The sequence below is a fragment of the Micromonospora sp. NPDC048170 genome (assembly GCF_040652795.1).
Lineage (GTDB): Bacteria > Actinomycetota > Actinomycetes > Mycobacteriales > Micromonosporaceae > Micromonospora.
On record NZ_JBEZMR010000002.1, the window covers coordinates 614,111 to 630,758 of the forward strand.

The 16,648-nt window shown below is 71.9% G+C and carries 17 protein-coding genes; 15 read left to right on the plus strand and 2 right to left on the minus strand.

The genetic code is table 11. The features are described 5' to 3' along the window. The first annotated feature begins 19 nt into the window (after positions 1-19). Together AB0D32_RS06385 and AB0D32_RS06390 are read left to right on the plus strand one after the other, a co-directional pair. A complete protein-coding gene (locus AB0D32_RS06385) occupies positions 20-1,366 on the plus strand; it encodes an MFS transporter (protein ID WP_357085569.1) in 1,347 nt (448 codons plus the stop codon). Positions 1,367-1,399: 33 nt separating this feature from the next. Then, positions 1,400-2,251, plus strand: a complete 852-nt coding sequence (locus AB0D32_RS06390; RefSeq protein WP_357085571.1) for a menaquinone biosynthesis protein — start codon at positions 1,400-1,402, stop codon at positions 2,249-2,251. Positions 2,252-2,275: 24 nt separating this feature from the next. On the opposite strand, the gene AB0D32_RS06395 is transcribed toward AB0D32_RS06390, so the two are convergent. Then, the gene (locus AB0D32_RS06395; protein ID WP_357085573.1) at positions 2,276-3,223 is read right to left on the minus strand and encodes a hypothetical protein; all 948 of its coding nucleotides are present in this window, start codon (positions 3,221-3,223) and stop codon (positions 2,276-2,278) included. Then, positions 3,223-4,179 carry a hypothetical protein gene (locus tag AB0D32_RS06400; protein ID WP_357085575.1) on the minus strand — a complete coding sequence of 319 codons (957 nt, stop codon included), beginning with the start codon at positions 4,177-4,179 and terminating at the stop codon, positions 3,223-3,225. The genes AB0D32_RS06395 and AB0D32_RS06400 overlap by 1 nt, the downstream gene beginning before the upstream one ends. A 357-nt stretch (positions 4,180-4,536) precedes the next feature. Between AB0D32_RS06400 and paaA the strand changes: the two genes are divergently transcribed. The 13 genes from paaA (at position 4,537) to AB0D32_RS06465 (ending at position 16,620) form a co-directional block, all read left to right on the plus strand. Next, complete coding sequence (paaA, locus tag AB0D32_RS06405) at positions 4,537-5,601, plus strand: 1,2-phenylacetyl-CoA epoxidase subunit PaaA (RefSeq protein ID WP_357085577.1); 1,065 nt, start codon at positions 4,537-4,539, stop codon at positions 5,599-5,601. Next, a complete protein-coding gene (gene paaB, locus AB0D32_RS06410; RefSeq protein ID WP_357085579.1) occupies positions 5,598-5,882 on the plus strand; it encodes a 1,2-phenylacetyl-CoA epoxidase subunit PaaB in 285 nt (94 codons plus the stop codon). The genes paaA and paaB overlap by 4 nt, the downstream gene beginning before the upstream one ends. A gap of 76 nt (positions 5,883-5,958) precedes the next feature. After that, on the plus strand, positions 5,959-6,684 hold the full coding sequence (gene paaC, locus AB0D32_RS06415; protein WP_357085582.1) for a 1,2-phenylacetyl-CoA epoxidase subunit PaaC: 726 nt from the start codon (positions 5,959-5,961) through the stop codon (positions 6,682-6,684). A gap of 114 nt (positions 6,685-6,798) precedes the next feature. After that, complete coding sequence (gene paaD, locus AB0D32_RS06420; protein WP_357085584.1) at positions 6,799-7,275, plus strand: 1,2-phenylacetyl-CoA epoxidase subunit PaaD; 477 nt, start codon at positions 6,799-6,801, stop codon at positions 7,273-7,275. Then, entirely contained in the window at positions 7,272-8,399 is a 1,128-nt protein-coding gene (gene paaE, locus AB0D32_RS06425) for a 1,2-phenylacetyl-CoA epoxidase subunit PaaE (protein WP_357085586.1), read from the plus strand. Before paaD ends, paaE begins: the two co-directional genes overlap by 4 nt. A 279-nt stretch (positions 8,400-8,678) precedes the next feature. Beyond that, complete coding sequence (gene mqnC / locus AB0D32_RS06430; protein WP_357085588.1) at positions 8,679-9,869, plus strand: cyclic dehypoxanthinyl futalosine synthase; 1,191 nt, start codon at positions 8,679-8,681, stop codon at positions 9,867-9,869. A gap of 330 nt (positions 9,870-10,199) precedes the next feature. After that, on the plus strand, positions 10,200-11,408 hold the full coding sequence (locus AB0D32_RS06435) for an LPXTG cell wall anchor domain-containing protein (RefSeq protein WP_357085590.1): 1,209 nt from the start codon (positions 10,200-10,202) through the stop codon (positions 11,406-11,408). A gap of 220 nt (positions 11,409-11,628) precedes the next feature. Then, positions 11,629-12,882, plus strand: a complete 1,254-nt coding sequence (locus AB0D32_RS06440; protein ID WP_357085593.1) for a cell wall anchor protein — start codon at positions 11,629-11,631, stop codon at positions 12,880-12,882. 109 nt (positions 12,883-12,991) lie between these two features. Further along, positions 12,992-13,711 (plus strand): demethylmenaquinone methyltransferase, encoded by a 720-nt coding sequence (locus tag AB0D32_RS06445; protein ID WP_357085595.1) that lies wholly within the window; start codon positions 12,992-12,994, stop codon positions 13,709-13,711. A gap of 54 nt (positions 13,712-13,765) precedes the next feature. Continuing rightward, entirely contained in the window at positions 13,766-13,996 is a 231-nt protein-coding gene (locus AB0D32_RS06450; protein WP_357085597.1) for a hypothetical protein, read from the plus strand. 158 nt (positions 13,997-14,154) lie between these two features. Further along, positions 14,155-15,432: a geranylgeranyl reductase family protein gene (locus AB0D32_RS06455; protein ID WP_357085694.1), complete on the plus strand. Its 1,278-nt coding sequence runs from the start codon at positions 14,155-14,157 to the stop codon at positions 15,430-15,432. Positions 15,433-15,565: 133 nt separating this feature from the next. Further along, positions 15,566-15,931: an NADH-quinone oxidoreductase subunit A gene (locus AB0D32_RS06460; protein WP_091624263.1), complete on the plus strand. Its 366-nt coding sequence runs from the start codon at positions 15,566-15,568 to the stop codon at positions 15,929-15,931. A gap of 14 nt (positions 15,932-15,945) precedes the next feature. Further along, positions 15,946-16,620 carry an NADH-quinone oxidoreductase subunit B family protein gene (locus AB0D32_RS06465; protein WP_357085600.1) on the plus strand — a complete coding sequence of 225 codons (675 nt, stop codon included), beginning with the start codon at positions 15,946-15,948 and terminating at the stop codon, positions 16,618-16,620. The last annotated feature ends 28 nt before the right edge of the window (positions 16,621-16,648 follow it).

Here is a 16,648-nt window from a genome sequence, read left to right on the forward strand (position 1 = left end):
GAAGGATTATTTTCGAAGCATGTCCTTCACAACTGGCGAGTCACGCTGGTCCGACGTCTGGCTCACCGCCGCCGCGCGTGGCACCTCGATCTGCGGGGACTTCCTTGCCGCCACCGCCCTGGCGCTCGCGCTACAGGGCGCCGGAGCCAGCGGCCTCGCCGTGTCCGGGCTGCTGCTGGCGGCCACCCTGCCGCTGGTGGTGCTCGCCCCGATCACCGGGCGGCTCGCCGATCGGGTGGACAGCCGTACGCTGCTGGTCGCCGTCGGCATCGGGCAGGCCACCGTGTGCGCGCTGCTCGCCTTCGCCGACCACCCCGCCCTGGTCATCGGACTCGTCGCGCTGCTCGCCTGCGGGCTGGCCGTGACCCAGCCCTGCCTCGCGGCGCTGCTGCCGACGATGGTGCGCCCCGCCGACCTGCCCCGGGCCAGCGCGATCAGTCAGACCGCCTCCTCCCTGGGCGCGCTCGGCGGCCCGGTGCTCGCCGGGCTGCTGGTCGGGCAGTTCGGCACCCGCGTACCGCTGCTCATCGACGCCGCGAGCTATCTCGCGCTTGTGGCCGTGGGCCTGTTGCTGCGGACCCGGCGGGGCGGCCGGCGGGCTGCCGCGGCCACGCCGGCGGCCGGGGCGGACCGGGGCCCGGCCTGGCGGCTGCGCCGCGACCCGCTGCTGCTGGCTGTCGTCCTCACCACGGCGGCGGTCATCACGGCGGTGGGCGGCATCAACGTGATCGAGGTCTTCTTCATCCGGGAGACCCTCGGCGGCTCACCCACCACGTACGGGCTCGTGGGCGCCGCCTGGATGGCGGGCATGCTGCCGGGCAGTTGGCTCTGCGCCCGGCTGGCCCGGCGGCTCACCGACGACGGCGCCTTGGTGTACGGGGTGCTGGCGACCCTCGGCGGCATCTGCCTCATGGTGATGGTCGCCGCCGCCGTGCCCACGGCCGCGCTGCTGGTGCCGCTCTGGCTGGTCGCGGGCGCGGCGAACGGCGGGGAGAACGTCTTCGCCAACGTGCTCACCGCCCGGCGGGTGCCCGAGGCGGCGCGCGGCCGGGCGTACGCCACCTACGGCGCGGCGGTGCAGGGCGGCTCGATGGGCGGCTACCTGATCGGGGGCGCCCTGCTGGCGCTGCTGTCGCCGCGATCTCTGATCGCGGCGGCCGGCGTGGTCGGACTGCTGGTCGTCGTGGCATTCGTACCGGTCGTCACCCGGTCCGTCCGGCGTGCCCGCGCGGCCGGCGCCGCGTCCGGATCCGCCCCGGCCGGATCGTCGGCCGCCGGACCCGGTGAGGTGGCCGGCGTGCAGGCCGACGGGCGGGGTGACGGGTCGGCGGATGCGGGGTTGGCCACTCCCGTGCCGACCCGCTGAGCCCCGGCGCGGCGGCGGGGATACGGTCGGGGCATGGCTGAGCACGTCGCACGTCCCCGGGTCGGGCACATCCAGTTCCTGAACTGCCTGCCGATCTACTGGGGGCTGATGCGCTCCGGCGCCCTGATCGACGTCGACCTGCACAAGGACTCCCCGGACCGGCTCAGCGCGGCGCTCGTCGCCGGTGACCTGGACATCGGTCCGATCTCCCACGTGGAGTACCTGCGCCACGCCGACGAGCTGCTGCTCCTGCCCGATCTGGCGGTCGGCAGCGACGGCCCGGTGCTGTCCGTCAACATCGTGTCCACCCGTCCGCTGGCCGAGTTGGACCACGGCAAGGTGGCGCTGGGCTCGACCTCGCGGACCGGGGTGCTGCTGGCCCAGTTGCTGCTCGGTGAGCGGTACGGGGTGAACCCCGAGTACTTCCGCTGCCCGCCCGACCTGACGCAGATGCTGCTGGAGGCCGACGCCGGGGTGCTGATCGGCGACGTGGCGCTGCGCGCCCTCTACGAGGCACCGAAGCGCGGGCTGGAGGTCACCGACCTCGGGCAGGCGTGGCGGGAGTGGACCGGCCTGCCGATGGTCTTCGCCGTCTGGGCGGTACGCCGTGACTTCGCCGCCGCCCACCCCGGCCTGGTCAAGGAGGTGCACGAGGCGTTCCTGCGTTCCCGGGACCTCTGCCTGGCCGAGCTGGACCAGGTGGCCGAGGCGGCTGCACGCTGGGAGCCGTTCGACGCGGCGACCCTGGCGACGTACTTCCGGGCGTTGGACTTCTCCCTCGGCGAGCGGCAGGTGGCCGGCCTGCGCGAGTTCGCGCGGCGCGCCGCCGCCCTCGACGCCGCCCCGCCTCTGCCCACCTCCGGCCCGGCCTTCTTCGCGGGCTGACGCCCGGACCGGCCGGGAGCGCGGCTAGGTGGTGGGGCGGAGGAGGGCTTCGGTGATCTTCTGGCAGTTCTTCATGCCGTACTCGTAGCCCTTGCCGATCGGGTAGCGGACCATCACGCCCATCGTCCAGGTGTCGCCGATGGCGAGGCAGTTGATGTGCATCTCCTGCTCGCGCGTCCGGTCGATCCAGCCGTTCTTGATGGCGATGGTCTTGCGTTCCGCGGCCGGGAACGCCTTGCGGATGCCGAAGTCACCGCCGCCCCGGACCAGCCGCATCTCGTCGACGAGCCATTTGGTCCACTTCGGTCCGGCGGCGCGGCCGTCGGCGATGCAGGCGCCCATCCGTGCGGTGTCCCGGGGGGAGAGCTTCGTCCGGCTCCAGCCGCCGTCGCTGGCGACGCTGCTGTCGGTCAGGTCGCAGATGGAGATCAGCCGCTTGATCGAGGCGGACCGGCTGAGCGTGTTGTAGAACTGCTCGGTCCGGGTGTTGTCGCTGTCTCGGATGATCTTCGTGGCGTCGGCGAGTCTGGCGTCGCTCGGGGTCTGGCCGGCGTCGTCGGCGCGGCGCAGGTAGTCGGCGACGATCCAGGCCTTGATCAGTGACGCGGTGGTGCTGGTCTCGTCCATGTTGTCCGAGCCGATGATCTCGCCGCTGCGGCGGTCGAGGACGCTCCAGGAGTACCAGCCCTCGATGTCCAGGTCGAGGTCCTTCGCCTCGAACGGCAGCGGTTCCGGGGTGGGGCTCGGCGTCGGCGTCGGCGACGGCCGCGAGCTGCGGTCGCTCGGGGCTGCCGTGGCGCGTTCCGCCGGGCCGGCGGGGACGCCCCACGTCGCGGCGGCCGTCGACTCGAACGGCGAGCCCGGCAGCAGCCGCAGCGAGACGAGCACCAGGACGATGAGGACCACCGCGATCACGATCAGCCTGACGGGGGAGGCGTCCCCGGGCCCGTCGGCCCGACGCTGGCGCGCCATCAGAGCTTCCCGGTGGGCTGCTGCGGCACCTTGAGGGCGGCGCCCGGCTGCGGGGTCACGAGCTGGCTGGTGACCGAGGCGCAGACCTGCGCGCCGTAGTCGAGGCCGCTCTTCTGCGGGTAGCGGAGCATCACCGCGAGGCTCCATTTGTCGGTGACCGCGAGGCAGTTCACGTGCCAGTTGCCGTCGTAGTTGAGCGGGGTCCAGCCGTTCTTCATGCTGACCGGGCCCTGGCTGACGATCGACTGGGGGAGGCCGTCGATGATGCCCCAACGACCGCCGCCGGAGCGGGCCTTCTGGTCCTTGGCGGCCGTGCTGCCCCTGACCTTGCTCATCTCGTCCAGCAGGAACTTGGTCCAGGTGGGTCCGGCGGCCGTGCCGTCGGCGATGCAGTCGCCGAGCCGGACGGCGTCGCGCGGCGACATCCGGGTGAAGCTCCACCAGCCCACGTAACCCGGCACGTTGCCCGGCTTGGTGTCGGTGAGCTCGCAGGTGCTGACCATCCGCTTGATCGTCGCGGCGCGGCCCACCGCGCCGTAGAGGGCGTTGGCGGCGTCGTCGTTGCTGTCCCGGATGGCGGTGGTGATCTGCTTCTTCCGCTCGGCCGGCAGCGGCTTGTCACCGAGCTGACGGAGGTAGTCCGCCGCGAACCAGGCCTTGATCATCGACTCGGTGGAGCTGGTCGAGGCCATGTTCTTCGACCCGGAGATCTCGCCGGTCTCCCGGTCCATCAGCGCCCACGAGAGGAACTCGCCCTTGAAGTCCACCGACACGGGGCCGGCGGCCAGGGTCGGCGGCGGGGGCGGGGTCGGCGCGGGCGCCGCGACGCTCCCGCCGCCGCGTCCGCCGCTCGCGGCGTCGTCGCCGGCGAGTCGGGCGTACGCGGCGGGGATGAGCAGGCCGCCACCGAGGAGGACCGCCAGGACGGCGAGCACCAGGGTCACGCGGGATCGCATGAGTGGGTGAGCTCCAGATGTCAGGGCCGGGGGACCGGCTGGTTGTCCGGACGGATCGGCGCTCGCCGAGGGCCGGGGGAGGCGCCCTCCGTGTTTCGGGGCGATCGTCGGCAACCGATCGGTGTGACGGGGGAAGTCTACGTGCGGATCGGCGACGCGCCAGAACCCGACACCTGGCAACTTGCCATGAAGGCGGGATATCGAGCCGCTATGCGGCTGTTGAGAGGATTCATCTTCCCTTCGTGACTCAAGTCATAGTTTGAGCGGCTGGTGGTAGTGCCTGCCCGTGCCGAAAGTGTCTCCGGAAACCTGTTACACCCTCTGGTGTCTTGAGAGGCGAGCTGTAACACTTGCCCCATGTATGGCAACGACTTCTCCGCCGACGCGCCCGGCGGTGGCCTGCTCGGCGAGGTCGAGGCGGCGGAGGCGGCGCTGCGGGAGGCCGCCGAACGGGGTCGCCGCGTCGGCGCCCCCGGCCCGGACGAGGACCTCGCGGCGTACTTCGCCGAGGTCATTGAGGCGGACCAGAAGATCGAGCCGCGCGACTGGATGCCCGAGGCGTACCGGAAGACCCTGATTCGGCAGATCGCGCAGCACGCGCACTCCGAGATCATCGGCATGCAGCCGGAGGGAAACTGGATCAGCCGCGCCCCGTCACTCAAGCGCAAGGCGATCCTGCTGGCGAAGGTCCAGGACGAGGCCGGCCACGGCCTGTACCTCTACGCCGCCGCCGAGACCCTCGGGATCAGCCGGGACGAGTTGGTCGAGCTGCTGCTCAGCGGGCGGCAGAAGTACAGCTCGATCTTCAACTACCCCACCCTGACCTGGGCCGACGTGGGCGCGATCGGCTGGCTGGTCGACGGCGCCGCGATCGTCAACCAGGTCCCGCTCTGCCGCTGCTCCTACGGGCCGTACGCGCGGGCGATGATCCGGGTCTGCAAGGAGGAGTCGTTCCACCAGCGGCAGGGCTACGAGATCCTGCACACGCTGGCGCACGGCACCCCCGCACAGAAGGCGATGGCGCAGGACGCCGTGGACCGCTGGTGGTACCCGTCGCTGGCGATGTTCGGCCCGCCGGACACCGACTCCACCCACTCGGCGCAGTCCATGGCCTGGAAGATCAAGCGGTTCTCCAACGACGAGCTGCGGCAGCGCTTCGTGGACATGTGCGTGCAGCAGGCCGAGATCCTCGGGCTGACCATCCCGGATCCGGGCCTGCGCTGGAACGAGTCCCGGCAGTCGTACGACTTCACCCAGCCCGACTACGACGAGCTGATGCGGGTGATCAAGGGAGACGGGCCATGCAACCGGCAGCGGGCGGAGCACCGGCGCCGCGCCCACGACGAGGGCACCTGGGTACGCGAGGCCGCCGTGGCGTACGCCGCCAAGCAGGCGGAGAAGAAGGAGAAGGTGGCGGCGTGAGTAGTTCTTCGCCTCTGTGGGAGGTCTTCGTGCGGGCGCGGCGCGGGTTGTCGCACACCCACGTCGGCAGCTTGCACGCCCCCGACGCCGAGCTGGCCCTGCGGAACGCGCGGGACCTCTACACCCGCCGTCAGGAGGGCGTCTCCATCTGGGTGGTGCCGGCGGGCGCGATCACCGCGTCCAGCCCCGACGAGAAGGACGCGTTCTTCGACCCGGCGGCCGACAAGGTCTACCGCCATCCCACCTTCTACGAGGTGCCGGACGGGGTGGCCCACCTGTGAGCGAGCACAGCGAGCGAACCATCCGGCTCAGGACCGGGGCGCGTCGCGCCGCCGCCGGGCGGAGCGAGGTGGCGGCGTGACCGGCCCCTTCGACTTCGCCCTCGCCCTCGGCGACGACGCGCTCATCGCGGCGCAGCGGCTGGCCGAGTGGACCACCCGCGCGCCGGAGATGGAGGAGGACATCGCGCTGGCGAACATCGCCCTCGACCAGCTCGGCGCGGCCCGGCTCCTGCTGTCGTACGCGGGCGAGCTGGAGGGCGCCGGCCGCGACGAGGACGCGCTGGCGTACCTCCGCGACGACCGGGAGTTCCGCAACTGCCTGCTGGTGGAGCTGCCGAACGGCGACTTCGCGGTCACCATGGCCAAGCTGTTCTTCCTCGCGGCCTACCAGCTCCCGCTCTACACCGCGCTGGCCGGGTGCGCCGACGTGCGGCTGGCCGCGATCGGGGCGAAGGCCCGGAAGGAGTCGGCCTACCACCTCGACCACGGCTCGCTGTGGGTGAAGCGGCTCGGCGACGGCACCGAGGAGTCGCACCGGCGCATGCAGGCGGCGGTCGACCAGGTCTGGCCGTACGTGCACGAGTTGTTCGCCTCGGCCCCGGCGGCGCCGGTCGACCCGGCCACCCTGCGGGCCGACTTCGACGCCCGCGTCGCTGCGGTGCTCGACGAGGCGACGCTGACCCGGCCGGAGCCCGGCTGGGCGCCGGCCGGCGGGCGCGACGGCGTGCACACCGAGCACCTGTCCTTCCTGCTCGCCGAGATGCAGGTGCTGCACCGCGCCCATCCCGGAGCCAGCTGGTGAGCGCGAGGAGTGCAGCGAAGCGGAGCCCCGCAGTCGCGAACGGAAGGTGGCGCTGGTGAGCGCGAGGAGTGCAGCGAAGCGGAGCCCCGCAGTCGCGAACGGAAGGTGGTACTGGTGACCGACCCCAGGGCAGCCGTGGCGGCGGTGGTGGATCCGGAGATCCGGGTCGTCACCATCGACGACCTCGGCATCCTGCGGGCGGTCGACGAGGACCCGGCCACCGGTCGGGTCGTCGTGACCATCACCCCCACCTACACCGGCTGCCCGGCGATGGACGTGATCCGCGCCGACATCCGCCGGGCGCTGGCCGCCGCCGGTCACCCCGACGCCGACGTTCGGACCGTCTACGACCCGGCGTGGAGCACCGACTGGATCTCCGACGCCGGCCGGGCCAAGCTCGCCGCCGCCGGCATCGCCCCGCCGTCGCCCGTCCGCGCGGGCGACGTGGTGCCGCTGACCCTCGCGGTCCGCTGCCCGCGCTGCGGCTCGCCCGAGACCGAGCAGATCAGCCGCTTCGGCTCGACCGCGTGCAAGTCGCTCTGGCGCTGCCGTTCCTGCCGTGAACCCTTCGACCACCTGAAGGCGCTGTGACTGTCACCATCACCCGCCCGGTCCGTCGCCGGCCGGTCTTCCACCCGCTTCCCGTCGCCGCCGTCGACCGGCTCACCGACGACGCCGTGGCGGTCACCTTCGCCGTGCCGGCGGAGCTGCGGGAGACGTTCGCGTTCTCCGCCGGCCAGCACCTCACCGTCCGGCGCCCCGGCACCGCCGCTGCCGCCGCTGCCGCCGGTGCGGACGTGCGGCGGTCGTACTCCATCTGCTCCACGCCCGACGAGCTGGCCCGGCACGGCCGGCTGCGAATCGGCGTGCGCGAGATCCCCGGCGGTGCCTTCTCCGCGTTCGCCTGCGGCGTGCTGCGTGGCGGCGACACGATCGAGGTGCTGCCGCCGCTCGGGCACTTCACCACGGCCTTCGCGCCGGAGCGGGTCCGCCACTACGGCGCGGTGGTCGCGGGCTCGGGCGTCACCCCGGTGCTCGCGCTGGTCGCGACGGCGCTCGCCGTCGAGCCGGCCAGCACGTTCACGCTGGTGTACGGCAACCGCACGGCGAACACGGTGATGTTCGCCGAGGAGCTGGCCGACCTGAAGGACCGCTGGCCGGCCCGGCTGCACCTGGTGCACGTGCTCTCCCGGGAGCAGGGCGAGTCGCCGCTGCTCTCCGGTCGGATCGACGCCGACCGGCTGGGCCGGCTGCTGGACACCATCGTTCCCGGCGACGCCGTCGACGAGTGGTTCCTCTGCGGCCCGTACGACATGGTGGTGGACGCCCGGGAGGTGCTCGCCGCGCGGGGCGTGCCGGATTCGGCGGTGCACACGGAGCTGTTCCACGTCGCCGAGGCCCCGGCCCCGCCGCGGCGCCCGGCCGACGAGCCGGGGGGCGGCGCCGAGGTGACGATCATGCTGGACGGCCGCTCGTCGCGCTTCACGATGCGGCGCGACGAGCGGGTGCTGGACGCGGCGCTGAAGGTTCGCGGCGAGCTGCCGTACGCCTGCAAGGGCGGGGTGTGCTCGACCTGCAAGGCCAAGGTGGTCGACGGCGCGGTCACGATGGCCCGCAACTACGCGCTGGAGCCGGACGAGGTGGCCGCCGGCTACGTGCTCACCTGCCAGTCCAGCCCGACCACCGACCGGCTCACGGTCGACTACGACGCCTGACCGGTCTTCCCGCCGTGCGGCGGGGCGGAGCAGGTCGGCGGGGCCGGCGGTGGCACCGCGTGGGCCCCGCCGACCCCCCTCCTCCGTGCTCGGCTCGGGGCCTCGACCCGGCCGCCGTAGGCGAATGCCGCGCCACAGGTCGAACTGGCGGTCGTTGAGGCACGACCACCGTGACGCTCGGGGTGAGCGCCTCGGTTCCGGACGCCCGGCGGGGCCTGTGGCGTGGGCGACAGGAGTCCGGCGAGGTCGGCCGGGGGCGGGGCGACGTAGGCTCGGGGGGTGAGTGTGAGCCGGGAGATCGACGACATCCTGCAGCGCGGCGCGGACGGCGGGCGGATCACGCCCGAGGAGGCCCTGCTGCTCTACACCGAGGCGCCCTTCCACGCCCTGGGCGAGGCCGCCGACGCGGTGCGCCGACGGCGCTACCCGGACAACATCGTCACGTACCTGATCGACCGCAACATCAACTACACCAACGTCTGCGTGACGGCGTGCAAGTTCTGCGCGTTCTTCCGGGCCCCCCGGCACAAGGAGGGCTGGACCCACCCGACGGAGGAGATCCTGCGCCGCTGCGGCGAGGCGGTCGAGCTGGGCGCCACCCAGGTCATGCTCCAGGGCGGGCACCACCCCGACTACGGCGTGGAGTACTACGAGGAGCTGTTCTCCTCGGTCAAGAAGGCCTACCCGCAGTTGGCCATCCACTCGATCGGCCCCAGCGAGATCCTGCACATGGCCAAGGTCTCCGGCGTCGGCCTCGACGAGGCCATCGCCCGGATCAAGGCGGCCGGGCTGGACTCGATCGCCGGCGCCGGCGCCGAGATGCTGCCCGCGCGGCCGCGCACCGCGATCGCGCCGCTGAAGGAGTCGGGCGAGCGCTGGCTGGAGGTCATGGAGCTGGCGCACCGGCAGGGTGTCGAGTCGACCGCCACCATGATGATGGGCACCGGTGAGACCGCGGCAGAGCGGATCGAGCACCTGCGGATGATCCGCGACGTGCAGGACCGCACGAAGGGCTTCCGGGCGTTCATCCCGTGGACGTACCAGCCGGAGAACAACCACCTCAAGGGCCGGACCCAGGCCACCACGCTGGAATACCTGCGACTGGTCGCGGTGGCCCGGCTCTTCTTCGAGACGGTGCCGCACCTCCAGGCGTCCTGGCTGACCACCGGCAAGGACGTCGGGCAGCTCGCCCTGCACATGGGCGTGGACGACCTGGGCTCGATCATGCTGGAGGAGAACGTCATCTCCTCCGCCGGCGCGCGGCACCGCTCCAACCTGCACGAGCTCATCGGCATGATCCGCTCGGCGGACCGGATTCCGGCCCAGCGGGACACGCTCTACAACCGGCTGGCCGTGCACCACAGCCCGGCCGACGACCCGACCGACGAGCGGGTGGTCTCGCACTTCTCCTCGATCGCCATGCCCGGCGGCGGCGCCGGGAAGCCCCTGCCGCTGGTCGACGCCCGCTGATCCCGACACCTCGACCCCCGCCGTCGTGCACGGCGGGGGTCGAGCCCTGTCTACGGCGGGTGAGTGCCGGATCGACACGTCGTGGGCGCCCCGGATCGGGACGGTTGGCCGTTCGGCGGAGCGGTCACCGACCATGGGTACCGATTGATCCGGCGTTCGATCCGGCGGGATCGGACGGCCGGTGACAACAAGGCACATCAATCCGGACAATCCTTAAGCGTTTCTTAGCGGTGCTGATCAGCTCGCCGGAAGGCGGGGTGGCGGGCATGATCGTGGACCGCTAACGTCCCGGCCCGTACCTTTCCTGCACCCCAACGGGGGGACCTCTCCATGATCTTCCGTAACCGCTCGCTGGCGCGCCTCGGCGCCGCCGCGCTGCTGGCCTCCGGCGTGTTCACGGCGATGGGCACGCCGGCCCACGCCGCGGGTACCGAGACGGACCTGGCGCTCCAGGCCGTCGTCGGCATGAAGACGACCGCCAATGCGGAGGGCAAGTTCGGCTGGGTCAAGATCAGCAACATGGGTGCCGGCACGCCGACCGAGCTCATCGTCAAGGCCGACGTGTCGAAGGTGGACTTCGACAAGGCGTTGATCTCGCCGTTCACGGAAGACTGCACCATGGACGGTGACGGCCGGCCCGAACTGGTGACCTGCAAGGTCGCCAAGGAGGACATCCCCGGCCCGGGCGAGACCGCCGAGGTGCTCGTCTTCGTGGTCAAGAACCCGGACGCGGCCAGGGAGGCCTACTCCGCCCCGGTGACCTTCAGCATCGAGTCGCCGGACGACACGGACAAGAGCAACAACTCCGCCACGGCGACCGTCGAGATCACCACGGACAGCGGCGTCGACCTGGGCGTCGTGGTGCAGGACGTGAAGACCCGGTTCGACCCCGAGGCCGAGGAGGAGCAGCCGGCGGCCCCGCTGCGGCCGGGCGACTCCGCCATCGTCTTCGGCCAGGTCATCAACCAGGGCGACCTGATCGGCAAGGGCGTCAAGCTGACGTTCCGGCTGCCGGAGGGTGTCACCTTCGCGGGGCCGGTGGAGGCCTGCACCTACGGCGCGGACAAGCGCACCGCGGTCTGCGAGGACAAGGCGTTCCAGTTCGAGCCGCAGATGGTGCTGTTCCTGCCGATGCCGGTGGTGGTCGACAAGGGCGTCAAGGCTCCCTCGACCCTGCCGGGCGGCTCGCTCGAGGCCGAGGCGCTCGGCTCCCTGCCGGTCGACTCCCCGCTGGCCAGGAAGAGCACCCGCAGCACCATCGGCAAGGCCGAGGTGCTCAGCGCCGCCGACCCGCGGTTCACCGACCTCGACCCGACCGACAACAAGGACGACTACGCGGTCGTCGTGGCCGCCGGGACCGGTGGCGAGGGCGGCGGTGGCGACGGCGACGGCGGTGGCCTGCCGGTGACCGGCGCGCAGACCACCCTGATCGGCGGGATCGGCGGCGCGGTCCTGGTCGCGGGCGCGGTCATGTTCGTGGTGGCGCGGCGGCGCCGGATCGTCCTGGTGACCCCGGGCGACGAGAAGCCGACTGCCTGACGTTCGTCCTCCATCGACCCGCGAGGGTCGTTCACATAACGCACGGCGGTGGGGGCGGGATGGGTGACCATCCCGCCCCCACCGTCTGCCCGGCCGTCCGGCGGACCGGACCGACCGGACGGATGAAACACGTTCTCCCTGCTGGCGCGTCGCATCGACCTTCGATAGCGTCCGGCCCGGTTCCGCAACCATCCGTTTCTTCCCAACCCCCGGGGGACCGATGACCCTGTTCCACCGCTCGGCCCTGGCCCGCGCCGGCGCCGTGGCCCTGCTCGCGGCGGGCGGCCTGGCCGCCGTCGCCGCTCCCGCACACGCCGCCGACCAGGTGGACCTGGCTCTGACGCCGGTCAGCTACCACGTGGCCAAGGGCGTGAAGGCGGCGAAGGCCAAGCCGTTCAAGTTCACCGTCCAGAACCTCACCGCCGCGGTCGACGCGAAGGCCGTCACCGTCACCGTGGACACCAGCGGCCTCAAGGCCAAGAGGGTCGGCTACGTCGTCCCGGACGGCTGCGAGACGGCCGGCGCCACGTTCACCTGCCTGCTCGGTGACCTGCGCGGGGGCACCGGCGAGGACTTCGGCATCCCGTTGTTCAGCACCGGCGCCAAGGGCAACGGCGGCGTGCTGGTGGTGACGGTCAGCTCGGCCGCCGGTGACCCGAACCCCGACAACAACTACGAACTCGACGTGCCGATCACCGTGACGAAGCCGGGCTACGACCTCACCGCCTGGGTGCAGGACGTCCAGGCCAATGTGGTGGTCAACGGCGCGGTGGCCGACGAGCCGGACCTGAGGCCGGTGCGCCGGGGCGAGACCGTCCCGCTGGACTGGGCGGTCTACAACGACGGCAGCCGGCCCGCGACGGGCGTCTTCTACGGCATCACCCTCCCGGCGGGTGTGAGCTTCGTTACCCTGCCCGAGGGCTGCGTCGAGCAGGAGTTCCTCGGCAAGGCGCAGGCGTTCTGCGAGGACGCCGGCGTGACCATCCGCCGCGGGCAGTACTACACCGCCGACGTCACGGTGAAGGTCGGCGACGGCGTGACCGAGCCGGTGCTCCGGGAAGGTGACCTCTTCGCGCGCGGGCTGGACGTGGTCGAGGGCGAGCCGGAGGCGGAGCCGCAGGTGGCCAGCCCGGCGCAGCGGAAGGCCTTCAGCGAGGTCGACGTGCTGGACAACCACACGACCTTCGAGGCCTTCGTCGACCTGTCGGCGCAGCCGACCCCGACGCCGACCCCGACCGTGGCGCCGACGGCGACCCCGACCGGCGGGCCCACGCCGGGCCCGACCACGACCACGACCCCGGGCACCGGTGGTGGTGGCGGTGACGGCGGCGGGCTGCCGGTGACCGGCGTGCAGGCCGGCCTGATCGGCGGCATCGGCGCGGCCGTGCTGCTGGCCGGCGGCGCGCTGCTGCTGGTCTCCCGGCGGCGCCGGGTCGTCCTGGTGGCGCCCGGCGACGAGAAGTCGACCGACTGACGTACGGCCGCACGGGGGCGGGGTGGGCGACCACCCCGCCCCTGTGGCATACCCGGCCCACGGCCGACCCGCCGGCCGCCGGGCGGAGCCCTGCTGGCAGAGTGGAGGGGTGAGCCGTACCCCGCAGGGCCAGCGCGCCAACCTGGACAAGCAGCCGCACGAGGTCGCCGCGATGTTCGACGGCGTGGCGGAGCGTTACGACGTGACCAACACCATCCTCTCCTTCGGACAGGACCGGTTCTGGCGGCGGGCCACCCGGGCCGCGCTCGACCTGCGGCCGGGTGAGCGGGTGCTCGACGTGGGTGCCGGCACCGGCGTCTCCACCGAGGAGTTGGCGCAGTCGGGCGCGTACGTGGTGGGCGCGGACCTGTCCCTCGGCATGCTGCGAGTCGGTAAGCGCTCCCGTCCCCAGGTGCCGCTGCTGGCCGGGGACGCGCTGAAGCTGCCCTTCGCCGACGCGAGCTTCGACGCGGTGACCATCTCGTTCGCGCTGCGCAACGTGAACGACACCGATGCCGTCCTGCGTGAGTTCGCCCGGGTCACCCGGCCGGGCGGCCGGCTGGTGGTGTGCGAGTTCAGCACCCCGGTGAACCCGGCGTTCCGCACCCTCTACCTGTCGTGCGTGCTGCGCTCGTTGCCGAGCGTGGCACGCACCGTCTCCAGCAACCCCGACGCGTACGTCTACCTGGCCGAGTCGATCCGGGCCTGGCCCGACCAGCCGGCCCTGGCCGCGCGGATCGGCGCGGCGGGCTGGGGCAGGGTGGCCTGGCGCAACATGTCGGGCGGGATCGCGGCGCTGCACCGGGCGGTCCGCGTTCAGGCAACCTGATCCGTCTTTCGTAAATATCCGTTTTCGCTCCACTTTGTTCCGTAAGCTCGCCCCATGACGGGATCAGACCAGGCAGCCGGCGCGGAGGCCGCCGAGGACGACGCGGCCGAACTCATCGCCCAGCTCAAGGAGCTGGCCGGCGCGGATCCCGCCGATGTCCGTCAGGTGGTGGCCGAGGTGCTGGCCGCCCTGGACCGCGCCGCCGGCGGCGCGCTGCGCGAGCATCTGCCGGAGGCGATCCGGCACGACGCCGGTCTGGACGCGGCCACCTCCGCCCGGCACTGAGGCCCCGCCCACCGCCCGGCACCGAGGCCCCGCCCGGCCTCGGCCGGAGCGTTTCCGGCAAGTTAGGTACCCCTGCTCCGGCCCGGTTTTCGCGTCGGTCATAGACTCCCACCGTCTGGCTTGTGAAGCATTTCACGAGCGTGCGGGAGGAGGCGCGGATGGCCGCGGTGGAGCATGACGCCGACGTGATCGTCGTGGGCGCCGGTCCCGGTGGGTCGGCTACCGCGTACCACCTGGCTCAGCACGGCGTACGGGTCCTGCTGCTGGAGAAGACCGAGTTCCCCCGGGAGAAGGTCTGCGGCGACGGGCTGACCCCGCGCGCGGTGCGGCAGCTGATCCGGATGGGTGTGGACACCTCGCCCGAGGCCGGCTGGCTGCACAACCGGGGCCTGCGGGTGATCGGCGGCGGCGTCCGGCTGGAGCTGGACTGGCCCGACCTGGCGAGCTTCCCCAACTACGGCCTGGTGCGCACCCGGCTCGACTTCGACGACCTGCTCGCCCGACGGGCCGTCGAGGCCGGGGCCGACCTGCGTACCGGCGTGAACGTCACCGGCCCGGTCCTGGGCCCGGACGGCCGGGTGACCGGAGTCGAGGCGGAGGTCGGCCCGGGCAAGGAGCCCGCCACCTTCCACGCGCCGCTGGTCGTCGCGGCCGACGGGGTCTCCGGCCGCTTCCCGCTCGCCCTCGGGCTGGCCAAGCGGGAGGACCGGCCGATCGGCGTCGCCGTCCGTCGCTACTACCGCTCGCCGGCCAAGCACGACGACAACTACCTGGAATCCTGGCTGGAACTGCGCAGCAAGGACAGCGGCGACAGCCTGCTGCCCGGGTACGGCTGGATCTTCGGGCTGGGTGACGGCCGGGTCAACGTCGGCCTCGGCGTGCTCAACTCCTCGTCCGCCTTCGGCAAGACCAACTACCGGCGGCTGCTCACCGACTGGCTGGCCAACACGCCCGCCGACTGGGGCATGACCGACGAGGCGAACGCGGAGGGCCCGATCCTCGGCGCCGCCCTCCCCATGGGGTTCAACCGGGTGCCGCACTACACCCGTGGCGTGATGCTGGTCGGCGACTCCGGCGGCATGGTCAACCCGTTCAACGGCGAGGGCATCGCGTACGCGATGGAGTCCGGCGAGCTGGCCGCGGAGGTCGCCGTGCAGGCGCTCGCCCGCCCGGCCGGCGCGGACCGGGAGCGTGCCCTGGCGGCGTACTCGACGGAGCTGAAGGCTCGCTTCGGCGGCTACTACCGGCTCGGCGGCATCTTCGTGAAGCTCATCGGCCGTCCCGAGATCATGCGGATCGCCACGAAGCACGGCATGCCCCACCCGATGCTGATGCGCTTCGTGCTCAAGCTGCTGGCCAACCTGACCGACCCCCGGGACGGGGACGCGATGGACCGCGTCATCAACACGATGACCAGGGTGGCACCAGCCGTGTGACTACCGGGCGCGTGGCCGGCGACGGCCACCAGCCAGGGCAGAGATCGACCCCGCCGATGCCCGTCGCCGGGGATGTGAATAGTGTGATTTTTGACAAGGACCAGGGGCAGGGAAGGACGAGCAGGAGAAAACGATGTCGCTCTCGCCTTACGCACCGATCATCGGGTTGTTCGCCCTCGCCGCGGGGTTCGCCCTGTTCTCCGTGGCCGCTGCCCGCTTCGCCGGTCCCCGGCGCTACAACAAGGCCAAGCTCGAGGCGTACGAGTGCGGCATCGAGCCCAGCCCGCAGCCTGTCGGCGGCGGCCGGTTCCCGATCAAGTTCTACCTGACGGCGATGCTCTTCATCGTCTTCGACATCGAGATCATCTTCCTCTTTCCCTGGGCGGTCTCGTTCGACGCCCTGCCGATCTTCGGCTTCGTGGAGATGGTCCTGTTCATCGTCGCGGTCTTCGTCGCCTACGCCTACGTCTGGCGGCGTGGCGGCCTGGACTGGGACTGAGGGAGGAACCTCAGATGGGTATCGAGGAGAAGCTTCCCGCCGGTGTCCTGCTCACCTCGGTGGAGAAGCTGGTCAACTGGTCGCGGAAGACGTCGGTCTGGGGGGCCACCTTCGGCCTGGCCTGCTGCGCGATCGAGATGATGGCCGCCGGTGGTCCGCACTACGACATGGGCCGCTGGGGCATGGAGGTCTTCCGGGCCTCGCCCCGGCAGGCCGACCTGATGATCGTGGCCGGCCGGGTGAGCCAGAAGATGGCTCCGGTGCTGCGCCAGATCTACGACCAGATGGCGGAGCCCCGCTGGGTCATCTCGATGGGCGTCTGCGCCAGCAGCGGCGGCATGTTCAACAACTACGCCATCGTCCAGGGCGTCGACCACATCGTCCCGGTCGACATGTACCTGCCCGGCTGCCCGCCCCGGCCCGAGATGCTCATCGACGCGGTCCTCAAGCTGCGCGAGAAGATCGGGCACGAGCCGCTCGGCCCGAACGGCCGCAAGATGCTCGAGGCGCGCAAGGCCCGTGGCGACGTCCCCGTCGTCCCCTACGGCTCGATGCCGTCGTCGTACCGCAGCGACAAGGCCCGGCGGGCCGAGTGGACCAAGGCGGTCCGTGAGGGTCGCGAGGAGCAGCTGCGGATCGAGAACTGGATGAAGGCTCAGAACCACCTTCAGCACGGAGGGTCGCGGTGAACGCGAGGAGTGCGGCGGAGCGGAGCCC

Coding starts and splice junctions, on each gene's coding strand:
- AB0D32_RS06435 (WP_357085590.1), top strand. CDS start 10,200: ATGATCTTCCGTAACCGCTCGCTGGCGCGCCTCGGCGCCGCCGCGCTG.
- AB0D32_RS06395 (WP_357085573.1), bottom strand. CDS start 3,223: ATGGCGCGCCAGCGTCGGGCCGACGGGCCCGGGGACGCCTCCCCCGTC.
- AB0D32_RS06465 (WP_357085600.1), top strand. CDS start 15,946: ATGGGTATCGAGGAGAAGCTTCCCGCCGGTGTCCTGCTCACCTCGGTG.
- AB0D32_RS06390 (WP_357085571.1), top strand. CDS start 1,400: ATGGCTGAGCACGTCGCACGTCCCCGGGTCGGGCACATCCAGTTCCTG.
- AB0D32_RS06400 (WP_357085575.1), bottom strand. CDS start 4,179: ATGCGATCCCGCGTGACCCTGGTGCTCGCCGTCCTGGCGGTCCTCCTC.
- AB0D32_RS06385 (WP_357085569.1), top strand. CDS start 20: ATGTCCTTCACAACTGGCGAGTCACGCTGGTCCGACGTCTGGCTCACC.
- AB0D32_RS06455 (WP_357085694.1), top strand. CDS start 14,155: ATGGCCGCGGTGGAGCATGACGCCGACGTGATCGTCGTGGGCGCCGGT.
- AB0D32_RS06460 (WP_091624263.1), top strand. CDS start 15,566: ATGTCGCTCTCGCCTTACGCACCGATCATCGGGTTGTTCGCCCTCGCC.
- paaA (WP_357085577.1), top strand. CDS start 4,537: ATGTATGGCAACGACTTCTCCGCCGACGCGCCCGGCGGTGGCCTGCTC.
- AB0D32_RS06450 (WP_357085597.1), top strand. CDS start 13,766: ATGACGGGATCAGACCAGGCAGCCGGCGCGGAGGCCGCCGAGGACGAC.
- AB0D32_RS06440 (WP_357085593.1), top strand. CDS start 11,629: ATGACCCTGTTCCACCGCTCGGCCCTGGCCCGCGCCGGCGCCGTGGCC.